The organism is Micromonospora sp. NPDC003776, assembly GCF_053605645.1.
This window is the reverse complement of sequence record NZ_JBSGJR010000327.1, coordinates 1-7,647: the sequence shown is the minus strand read 5'-3', so window position 1 is coordinate 7,647 and position 7,647 is coordinate 1. Positions and strand designations below refer to the sequence as shown.

The 7,647-nt window shown below is 72.0% G+C and carries 6 protein-coding genes and 1 pseudogene; 5 read left to right on the top strand and 2 right to left on the bottom strand.

Features of this window, described 5'->3' with window-relative positions; genetic code table 11:
• Nucleotides 1-11: 11 nt before the first annotated feature.
• The 4 genes from ACWEVO_RS23520 (at nt 12) to ACWEVO_RS23505 (ending at nt 4,498) form a co-directional block, all read left to right on the top strand.
• Nucleotides 12-974 (top strand): carbohydrate ABC transporter permease, encoded by a 963-nt coding sequence (locus ACWEVO_RS23520; RefSeq protein ID WP_452309678.1) that lies wholly within the window; start codon nt 12-14, stop codon nt 972-974.
• A 9-nt stretch (nt 975-983) separates the two neighbouring features.
• A complete protein-coding gene (locus ACWEVO_RS23515; protein ID WP_452309677.1) occupies nt 984-1,880 on the top strand; it encodes a carbohydrate ABC transporter permease in 897 nt (298 codons plus the stop codon).
• Between the two features lie 55 nt (nt 1,881-1,935).
• A complete protein-coding gene (locus ACWEVO_RS23510; RefSeq protein ID WP_452309676.1) occupies nt 1,936-3,369 on the top strand; it encodes a GH1 family beta-glucosidase in 1,434 nt (477 codons plus the stop codon).
• Nucleotides 3,370-3,451: 82 nt separating this feature from the next.
• Nucleotides 3,452-4,498 carry a LacI family DNA-binding transcriptional regulator gene (locus tag ACWEVO_RS23505; protein ID WP_452309675.1) on the top strand — a complete coding sequence of 349 codons (1,047 nt, stop codon included), beginning with the start codon at nt 3,452-3,454 and terminating at the stop codon, nt 4,496-4,498.
• Between the two features lie 274 nt (nt 4,499-4,772).
• Here the strand turns inward: ACWEVO_RS23505 and ACWEVO_RS23500 are convergent, their stop codons facing one another.
• Both ACWEVO_RS23500 and ACWEVO_RS23495 read right to left on the bottom strand, forming a co-directional pair.
• The gene (locus ACWEVO_RS23500; RefSeq protein WP_452309674.1) at nt 4,773-5,984 is read right to left on the bottom strand and encodes an acyl-CoA dehydrogenase family protein; all 1,212 of its coding nucleotides are present in this window, start codon (nt 5,982-5,984) and stop codon (nt 4,773-4,775) included.
• Nucleotides 5,984-7,057 carry a phosphotransferase family protein gene (locus ACWEVO_RS23495; protein WP_452309673.1) on the bottom strand — a complete coding sequence of 358 codons (1,074 nt, stop codon included), beginning with the start codon at nt 7,055-7,057 and terminating at the stop codon, nt 5,984-5,986. The genes ACWEVO_RS23500 and ACWEVO_RS23495 overlap by 1 nt, the downstream gene beginning before the upstream one ends.
• Nucleotides 7,058-7,207: 150 nt before the next feature.
• On the opposite strand from ACWEVO_RS23495, the pseudogene ACWEVO_RS23490 reads away from it, so the two are divergent.
• Nucleotides 7,208-7,647, top strand: a pseudogene (locus ACWEVO_RS23490) (amino acid-binding protein); the annotation flags it as partial.

Sequence of the window (7,647 nt, the reverse complement as noted above, 5' to 3'; positions counted from 1 at the left end):
TGAGCCTCGACCTGCACGCCGCGGCGCCGCCCGACGGCGGCCGTGCCGCGCGCCCCGCGCACCGCCGCCGCACCTCGTTCACCCGGCTGGACCTGAAGTACTCGCCCTACCTCTACGTCCTGCCGTTCTTCGTGATCTTCGCGGTGTTCAGCGCGTACCCGATCGCGTACACCGTCTGGATCGCCCTGACCGACCGGTCGCCGCTGAACGCGACGATCTCCTTCGTCGGCCTGGACAACTTCGTCGAACTGATCACCGACGACCCGCAGTTCTGGAACGCGGTGGTCAACACGTTCGGCATGTTCGTGCTCTCCACCGTGCCCCAGCTGCTGCTGGCCCTGGTGCTGGCCAACGCGCTCAACCGGAGGCTGCGCGCGCAGACCTTCTTCCGGATGGCCATCGCCATGCCGATCATCACCTCGACCGCCGTCGTCGCACTGATCTTCTCGATGATCTACGCGAAGGACTTCGGCCTGGTCAACTGGGTGCTCGACACCATCGGGGTGGACCCGATCGACTGGCGGGCCAACCGGTTCGCCTCCTGGTTCGCCATCTCGACCATGGTCGACTGGCGCTGGGTCGGCTACAACGCCCTGATCTACCTGGCCGCCATGCAGTCCATCAGCAAGGACATGTACGAGGCGGCGGCGCTGGACGGCGCCTCCCGTCGGCGCCAGTTCTGGTCGATCACCGTCCCGCAGCTCCGCCCGACGATCATCTTCACGCTGATCATCTCCACCATCGGCGGCCTGCAGCTCTTCACCGAGCCGCTGCTGTTCACCAGCGGCTCCGGCGGCCTCTCCGGCGGTTCGGAGGGCCAGTTCCAGACCATCACGATGTACCTGCTCGACGTGATGAACCAGCGCTTCCGGTGGGGCTACGCCGGCGCGGTCGCACTCGTGCTCTTCGTGCTCATCGCGCTGATGTCGACGGTGAACTACCTGCTGGCCCGTCGTATCAGCTCCGACAAGTGAGGTGACGAGATGACGACCACCACGCTCCGTCCCCCCGCCCGGCACAGCACGCCGGCCCGGGCCGGCCACCAGGCCGAGCGGCTCTGGAAGGCCAGCCCGCTCACCTGGTTCGGCCTGGTCCTCGGGGTGATCCTGTCGCTCTTCCCGTTCTACTGGATGATCGTGATCGCCTCGCGGACCAACGACGCCGCCAACTCCTGGCCGCCGCCGTTCCTGCCCGGCGGCAAGCTCGGCGAGAACATCCAGCGGGTGCTCGACAACGGCGACGCCAACATCGTCAAGGGCCTGCTGAACTCGTTCCTGGTCTCCGGGACGATCACCATCGCCACCGTCTTCTTCGGTTCCCTCGCCGGCTTCGCCTTCGCCAAGCTCCGGTTCCGCGGCAAGAACGCGCTGCTGCTGATCATCCTGGCGTCGATGATGGTGCCGATCCAGCTCGGCGTGCTCCCGCTCTACATCCTGATGGCCAAGCTCGACTGGCTGAACACCATGCCGTCGGTGACCGTGCCGTTCCTCATCGGCGGCTTCGGGATCTTCATGATGCGCCAGTACGCCGAGCAGGCGGTTCCCAACGAGCTGATCGAGGCCGCCCGGGTGGACGGCTGCTCGACCTGGAAGGTGTACTGGCACGTGGTGGCGCCCGCTCTGCGCCCCGCCGCCGCGGTGCTCGGCCTGCTCACCTTCATGGAACAGTGGAACCAGTTCTTCTGGCCCTTCGTGGTGCTGGCCGACCCGGCCAATCCCACCGTCCAGATCTCCCTGCGCAGCCTCAACACCGCCTACTTCGCCGACAACTCGCAGATCTTCGCCGGAACGTTGATCGCGACCCTGCCCCTGTTCGTCGTGTTCGTCCTGTTCGGCCGCCAGATCATCGGCGGAATCATGGAAGGCGCCGTCAAGTCGTGAGCGTGAGGAGTGAGCCGGGTTTGCGAGCCCCGCAGTCGCGAACGAAGGTGGTCCGATGAGCAACCCCGCCAGCCCGCCCGCCCTCGGCGTCCTCGACCAGGGTCCGGAACTGACCTTCCCGCCCGGCTTCCTCTGGGGCGCGGCCACCGCCGCGTACCAGATCGAGGGCGCGGCGACGGAGGGCGGCCGCACCCCGTCGATCTGGGACACCTTCAGCCACACCCCGGGCCGGACGGTGGCCGGGCACACCGGTGACGTGGCCTGCGACCACTACCACCGGATGCCCGAGGACGTGCGGCTGATGGCCGACCTGGGGTTGAGGTCGTACCGCTTCTCGGTCTCCTGGCCGCGGGTGCAGCCCGGCGGCACCGGCCCGGTCAACGCCGAGGGGATGGACTTCTACCAGCGGTTGGTCGACGAACTGCTCGCCCACGGCATCGAGCCCTGGCTCACGCTCTACCACTGGGACCTGCCGCAGCCGCTGGAGGACGCCGGCGGCTGGCCGGCCCGGGACACCGCCGCCCGGTTCGCCGAATACTCCCAGCTCGTCGCCGAGGCCCTCGGCGACCGGGTGCGCTACTTCACCACCCTGAACGAGCCGTGGTGCTCGGCCTTCCTCGGCTACGGCTCGGGGGCGCACGCGCCCGGCCGGTCGGACGGGGCGGACGCGATCCGGGCCGGGCACCACCTGATGCTCGGGCACGGGCTGGCCGTGCAGGCGGTCCGGGCGGCCCGGCCGCAGGCGCAGCTGGGCATCACGGTCAACCTCTACCCGGTCACCCCGGCCGGCGAGTCGGCCGCCGACCTCGACGCCGCCCGGCGCATCGACGGCCTGGCCAACCGGTTCTTCCTCGATCCGGTGCTGCGCGGGGCCTACCCCGCGGATCTCCAGGCCGACCTGCGCAGGGTCACCGACTTCGGGCACGTCCGGAGCGGCGACCTGGCGATCATCTCGACCCCGCTGGACATGGTGGGCGTCAACTACTACAGCCGGTACGTGGTCGCCGCGCCGGTGGAGAGCGCCGAGCCGGAGGCGTACTGGCGGGCGCCGTCGTGCTGGCCGGGCAGTCAGGACGTGCGGTTCGTCACCCGCGGTGTCCCGGTGACCGACATGGACTGGGAGATCGACGCCCCGGGCCTGCTGGAGACGCTGGAGCGGGTCCACCGGGAGTACACCGACCTGCCGCTCTACGTGACCGAGAACGGCTCCGCCTTCGTCGACACGGTCGTGGGCGGCCGCGTCGACGACCCCGACCGGCTGGCGTACTTCGACGGCCACCTGCGCGCGGCGCACGCCGCGATCAGCGCCGGTGTGCCGCTGAAGGGCTACTTCGCCTGGTCACTGATGGACAACTTCGAATGGGCCTGGGGCTACACCAAGCGCTTCGGGATGGTCCACGTCGACTACGACAGCCAGGTGCGGATTCCCAAGTCCAGCGCCCGCTGGTACGCCGAGGTGATCCGACGCAACGGTCTGGCCGCACAATAGGCTGGGCCAGCCAGTAACGGGCGGCCCGGCACCGACGCCTGAACAGGTGCCGGGCCCGCCCGACGTCGGAGGAGCACAGACGATGACAACGCAGCGCACGCGGTCGCTCGGGCGCCCGACCCTCGACGCGGTCGCCGCCCGCGCCGGCGTGGGGCGCGGCACGGTCTCCCGGGTGGTCAACGGCTCACCCCAGGTCAGTCCCGAGGCCCGGGCCGCCGTCCAGGCGGCGATCGCCGAGCTGGGGTACGTGCCCAACCGCGCCGCCCGGGCGCTGGTGACCCAGCGGACCGACTCGGTGGCCCTGGTGGTCTCCGAGTCGGGGGAGCGGGTCTTCACCGAGCCGTTCTTCGCCGGCATCGTGCGGGGCGTCAGCTCCGCGCTGCTGGAGACCCCGATGCAGCTCTGGCTGGCCATGGCGCAGTCCCAGATCGAGCGGGAACGGGTCGAGCACCACCTGACCAACCAGCACGTCGACGGCGTGCTGCTGCTCTCGCTGCACGACGCCGACCCGCTGCCCACCCTGCTGGAGGAGCGCGGCCTGCCCACCGTGCTCGGCGGACGGCCCGCCCGGATGCTGCACCCGAACGCCCAGCCGGCCTGGTTCGTCGACGTGGACAACGTCGGTGGCGCCCGGCAGGCGGTGGAACACCTCTTCGCCTGGGGGCGGCGGCGGGTCGCCACCATCGCCGGCACCCAGGACATGGGCGCCGGCCTGGCCCGGTTGTCCGGCTACAAGGAGGCCGTCCGGGCCGCGGGCGGCAGCGTCAACCCGGACCTGATCGCGTACGGGGACTTCAGCGAGGGCAGCGGCACGGCGTGCATGCGCCGGCTGCTGGAGGTCTGCCCCGACCTCGACGCCGTCTTCGTCGCCTCCGATCTGATGGCCTTCGGCGCCCTCCGGGCGTTGCGCGAGGCGGGCCGGCGGGTGCCCGAGGACGTGGCGGTGATCGGCTTCGACGACGCCCCGATCGCCCGGCAGGCCGAGCCGCCGCTCACCACGGTCTTCCAGCCGGTGGAGGAGATGGGCCGGCAGATGGCCCGCCTGCTGGTCTCCCGGATCCGGGGCGAGGAGCTGTCGTCCCCGCACGTCCTCCTCGACACCAAGCTCATCCACCGCGCCTCCGCCTGATCCCGGCGTCGCTGCGGGCCTCGGGCTCGCCTGCGCAGCTGTGGCCATCTGGTCGGGGCGCTTTCGACCTGAGTCGTTGCTGATATCGCCGACCGCCGACCGCCGCTCGTCGTCGGGTGAGGCCGGCCGGAACGGCGGACGGGGCCGGAACCCCGAACCCCGCTGAGTCGTCGGTGATGTCAGCTCCACAGGCAGCGGCAGCCAGCCGCGCCGCGCGCCGCCGTGCCGCTCGACGGGGGGCAGGCCGCACCGACGGGGCCCGCGCAACGGCAGCTCAGGACCAGCGGCGGAGTTCCCGCTTGGCGAGGGACGCCTTGTGCACCTCGTCGGGGCCGTCGGCGAGGCGGAGAGTGCGGGCCTGGGCCCAGAGGGCGGCCAGCGGGGTGTCCTGGCTGACGCCGGCGCCGCCGTACCCCTGGATGGCCTTGTCGATGACCCACTCGGCCATCGCCGGTGTGGCGATCTTGATGGCCTGGATCTCGGTGTGCGCGCCCTTGTTGCCGACCGTGTCCATCAGCCATGCGGTCTTCAGCACCAGCAGCCGGGCCTGCTCGATCCGGACCCGGGACTCGGCGATCCACTCCCGGACCACGCCCTGCTCGGCGAGCGGCCGGCCGAAGGCGACCCGGTCCAGGGCTCGCCGGCAGAGCAGCTCCAGGGCCCGCTCGGCCATGCCGATCAGCCGCATGCAGTGGTGGATCCGCCCCGGGCCGAGCCGGGCCTGGGCGATCGCGAAGCCGCCGCCCTCGGCGCCGACCAGGTTCTCCGCCGGCACCCGGACGTCGGTGAAGTCGATCTCGGCGTGCCCGCCGTGCGGGGCGTCGCGGTAGCCGAAGACGGTCATGCCGCGGCGGACCGTGACGCCGGGGGTGTCCCGGGGCACCAGGATCATGCTCTGCTGGCGGTGCCGCTCCGCCGCCGGGTCGGTCTTGCCCATCACGATGAAGATCTCGCAGCGCGGGTCCATCGCCCCGGACGACCACCACTTACGGCCGTTGATCACGTACGAGTCGCCGTCGCGGCTGATCCGGGTGGCGATGTTGGTGGCATCCGACGAGGCCACCTCCGGCTCGGTCATGCAGAAGGCGGAGCGGATCTCCCCGTCGAGCAGCGGGGTGAGCCAGCGCTCCCGCTGCGCCGCGGAGCCGAACTCGGCGAGCAGCTCCATGTTGCCGGTGTCCGGGGCGGCGCAGTTCAGCGCCTCGGGGGCCAGGTGCGGGCTGCGCCCGGTCAGCTCGGCGAGCGGAGCGTACTGGAGGTTGGTCAGGCCGGCGCCGTACCGGGAGTCGGGGAGGAACAGGTTCCACAGGCCGCGCTTGCGGGCCTCGGCCGTCAACTCGTCCATCACCGGCGGGCGGGCCCAGGGATCGCCGGCCGCCACGACCTGCTCGTGGTGCACCGGCTCGGCCGGGTACACGCACTCGGTGAGGAACGCCTCCAGCCGCTCGCGCAGCTCGACCGTCCGGGCGTCGTACGCGAAGTCCATCATTTCTCCCTGACCGCGTGCAGACCGTGCTCGACCAGCGGCGTCACCATGTCGCCGATCCGGTCGAAGCCCCCGCCGAGCGTCTGCCCGAGGGTGTGCCGGTAGTGGATCCCCTCGCAGATCACCGCGAGCTTGAAGCAGCCGAGCGCCACGTGCCAGTGCAACGGCCCGACGTCGACGTCGCTGCGCCCGGCGTACCGGTCGATCAGCTCGGCGCCGCTGGGGAAGCCGGCCCGGGGGCCGATGCCGTCGGCCACCGGGTTGCCCTCGGCGAGCTCGCTGTCCCCGAGCACGCTCCAGTACGTCAACAGCAGCCCCAGGTCGGCGAGGGGGTCGCCGAGGGTGGCCATCTCCCAGTCGAGCACCGCCCGCACGGCGACCGGGTCGACCGCGGCGAGCAGGTTGTCCAGCCGGTAGTCGCCGTGCACGATCCGCCCCGCGTTGGCGCCCTCCGGCACACTCGCGGCGAGCGCGTCGCGCAGCTCGTCGATGCCGGGCAGCGGGCGGCTGCGGGACCGGTCCAGCTGGCCGGCCCAGCGGCGGACCTGCCGGGCCAGGTAGCCCTCCGGCCGGCCGAAGTCGGCCAGCCCCACCTCGGCCGGGTCGATCCGGTGCAGCGCCGCGAGGGTGTCCATCATCGCCATGGCCAGCTCGTGCCGCTGCCCGACGGTGAGTGGGTCGGTCTGCGTGCGGCTGCGGTAGACCTCGCCCTCGACCTTCTCCATCAGGTAGAACGGGGCACCGATCACCTCCGGGTCGGCGCAGAGCAGCAGCGCGGCCGGGACCGGCACGTCGGTGGCGGCCAGCGCGGAGATCACCCGGTGCTCGCGCGCCATGTCGTGGGCGGTGGCCAGCACGTGCCCGAGCGGGGGTCGGCGCAGCACCACCTCGCGGCCGCCGGCGCGCAGCAGGTACGTCAGGTTGGACTTGCCCCCGGCGATCAGCCGCGCCGACAGCGGTCCGGTCAGCTCGGGCCGGTGCCCGGCCAGGTACGCGCCCAGCCGGTCGAGGTCGAGCCCGGGCGGAGCCGAACCGGTCGAGGGCTGCGCCGCGTCGACGGCCGGATCGGTCATCCGGTTAGTTGATGGCAGCTCAGCTTTCTTGTCAAGGTCGGATTTTCCCGGCGGGACATGGCACGGCAACAGGGGCGAAATGGTCAACCGGCAGGCTGGGGCCCAGCCTGCCGGCCGCCGCGGCCGGCCCGCCGAGCGGAGGGACCAGACATGCTGCTGAGAGTACGGGTGACCCTGCCGGACCGACCCGGCACGCTCGGCCAGGTGGCCCGCACCCTCGGCGTCTCCGGCGCCGACATCGTCCAGGTGGTGGTGCTGGAGCGGCTCGGCGGCCGGGCGGTGGACGACTTCACCGTGGTGTGGCCGGGTGCGGCCCGGGTGGAACGACTGCTCGCCGGCCTCGCCGCGATCCCCGGCGTACGGGTGGACGGGGTGTGGCGCGCGATCGGCGCGCCGACCGCCGGCGGCCAGGACGCCGACCTGCTCGCCCAGGTCGCGGCGAACCCGATCGACGGGGTGGCCACGTTGGTCGACGCGGTTCCCGGGCTGCTCGCCGCCGACTGGGCGGTGGCCGCGGTGGTGCCCCTGGACTGGGCCTCGCGCACCGGCGGCGCGAGCGGGGCGACCGTCGGGCACGCCAGCTGGCGTGC

Bases quoted from the DNA above. Each gene is read 5' to 3' on its own strand.
- ACWEVO_RS23515 (WP_452309677.1), top strand. From the start codon at position 984: ATGACGACCACCACGCTCCGTCCCCCCGCCCGGCACAGCACGCCGGCC.
- ACWEVO_RS23510 (WP_452309676.1), top strand. From the start codon at position 1,936: ATGAGCAACCCCGCCAGCCCGCCCGCCCTCGGCGTCCTCGACCAGGGT.
- ACWEVO_RS23505 (WP_452309675.1), top strand. From the start codon at position 3,452: ATGACAACGCAGCGCACGCGGTCGCTCGGGCGCCCGACCCTCGACGCG.
- ACWEVO_RS23500 (WP_452309674.1), bottom strand. From the start codon at position 5,984: ATGGACTTCGCGTACGACGCCCGGACGGTCGAGCTGCGCGAGCGGCTG.
- ACWEVO_RS23495 (WP_452309673.1), bottom strand. From the start codon at position 7,057: ATGACCGATCCGGCCGTCGACGCGGCGCAGCCCTCGACCGGTTCGGCT.